Raw genomic sequence first — 2,150 nt, forward strand, 5'->3', positions numbered from 1 at the left:
TGTTGCCGGGCTGGTGTCCGACCGCATGGTCACCTGGTAGCCGGAACCGAATCACCGCAGCTCACCAGCCCTACCAATTGCGCACAAGATCGTTAGTCAGCCATCCACGCACCGTTGATGCCATAGTGCAGCGGCACGCCGTCGTGGCGGACCGGGTGGCCGGCCGGAAGGGATTCACCGGTGAAGGTCTCCGCGGGTTGTTCGTCGAGTATCTGGGCGATGTCCTTGCCCATCACAGCGCGGTGGCGGGTGGTGAGGATGCCGCGCTCGTACACGTGCATCACGGCATCCTGCATCAGGTTGCACCGCCGGCTAAACCAGCGCGCCTGCTCCAAGTCACGCAGCACGGCGTAGCGGGTGACACTGTCCCCGCTGTTGCTGATCATTACCTGGGTCTCTGCCACTATGTAGGAGTACCGACTGAGCTCGCCATGGCCGAACGGTGTGACGGTTCCGCCTGCGCTGGCCGGTCTCCACTTCGGCTGCGGGATCCTTGGGCTCAAAGCCTCCGCCCGCTGGCGCAGCCGGTCGTCGCCGGTCGCCTCAGCCAGCACCCACATCGCGACCGGCTCCACCGGATTGATCTCCAACGCCCGCTTCGCGGAGGCCGTGACACTCGAACGGTCAGTGTCAGGCAGCCATGATGTTGCTTGGCTGAGCAGGAACGCCAAACCGCTCGCAGCGCTCCCGCAGCCGGGGTCGAAGGTAAGCGCCTGCTGATACCAGTGCCGTGCCTGATCGGCCCGGCGCGACAGGTCCGATTCCCACGCCCTTATCTCGGCCGCGTACTGCGCCGAGTCTGGACCGCTGACCGGATCGGGATCGTTCCAGTCGTCGATCTCGTCGTCGTCATCTTCGAGGTCGTCGTCATCCTCCCAACGGTCGTCGGGCATGGACCATGTGGCGACAACGTCAAGTATTTGATCACATTGGCTCATGAGCAGCCCGGCCAAAAGAACCATCGCCCGCACGTCATCCGGTCGTTCCGACACCGCACGCCGCAACCACTTTTCGGCAGGCGAAGCACCACCAGGACTGAACCCAGTAGGCGGTGTGTCCTCCCACGACACCTGAAGCAGCAAATGACCCAGCTCGCGAGCGGCTTGCGGGTCGGACAGGGCCGCCTCGCGCAGCACCTCCTCCGCTTCTCGATACCGGCGCGCCTCGATTAGTCGCCGCATATCCCGCGCCCAGACATGTGGGCTTCCCTCGATCGGTGGTCCTGACATGACCGCCACTTTTACCAGACGGGGTCCATACGCGCGGCCCAGGGTCCTGCGTGGCGGATTACGGCTCGGCGAGATTTGTAAGATTGTCGGTGACCGCTTATGTGCGCCGAACCCGACGCACATCAGAACCAATCGTCTTCGAATGCTTCCCGGATCACTCTTGATCAGTCCAGCCAAACGTTTATGGTCATGGTAAAGATCGCGGAGTAGAACGCCTAGCCGAATCAAGTCATTCAGGTCGTCCTCACCCGCCATGATCGCGAAGCTGGGATCGAACTCCCCCATGGCATAGTCAAAGCCATAGTTGGCCAAGGCGAGACGCTCGGATCCTCCATACTCGGCGGACTTGAGCTTCTCAAAGATATCGGGAGCCGCAGCCCTTGTTGCAAGACCCGCGACTGTAAACCAGTCGTCCTCTGGTTGACCCTGCTGAACGAAAACTTCCCTTGCAGCCTCCCTATCCGATGGCAAAAGCTCAAGGACGTAGGAGGGCGGTTTGTGTCGGTAGAGGAAGAGAGAAAGGAGCCAGAGAGCCTTCAGGCACACGGCACGTAGCGTTGTCCTCGACTCCCTGGTCTACGACGCCGATCGTACACGGCGCGGTGCGGCGCGCCGTCTGCCTCGTGATCTCGCTGATCCGGCTTCCCCGAACCCGTCGCTGGGGGCCCTGGCCAATCGCGACCGCGGTGCTCCTTGCCTCCTGCCTCCTGGCGCTGGCGCAGATTCCCTGACCTCAGGTGCCCGGGTTCGAGCCGTCGGGCGTGCTTAGAGACTGTCGGGTAACCGGTTCGGGGCGTTGTGTGACGGCGAGGCACGTCGATGTTGGGTGCTCGACAAATGGATCATCCCCGCCATGATCGCGTTGTGTGGACAACTGCAACTGTGGCGGGGATGAGGCCCGTTCATGCTATCCGTCGAGCT

At 62.6% G+C, this 2,150-nt stretch carries 1 protein-coding gene; it reads right to left on the reverse strand.

What is annotated here, in order from left to right; genetic code table 11:
- Positions 1 to 92 precede the first annotated feature (92 nt).
- Entirely contained in the window at positions 93 to 1,775 is a 1,683-nt protein-coding gene (locus AB0873_RS32335) for a hypothetical protein (protein WP_366604572.1), read from the reverse strand.
- Positions 1,776 to 2,150: the final 375 nt, after the last annotated feature.

Source organism: Micromonospora sp. NPDC047707 (assembly GCF_040704235.1).
In the GTDB taxonomy this organism is placed as follows: domain Bacteria; phylum Actinomycetota; class Actinomycetes; order Mycobacteriales; family Micromonosporaceae; genus Micromonospora.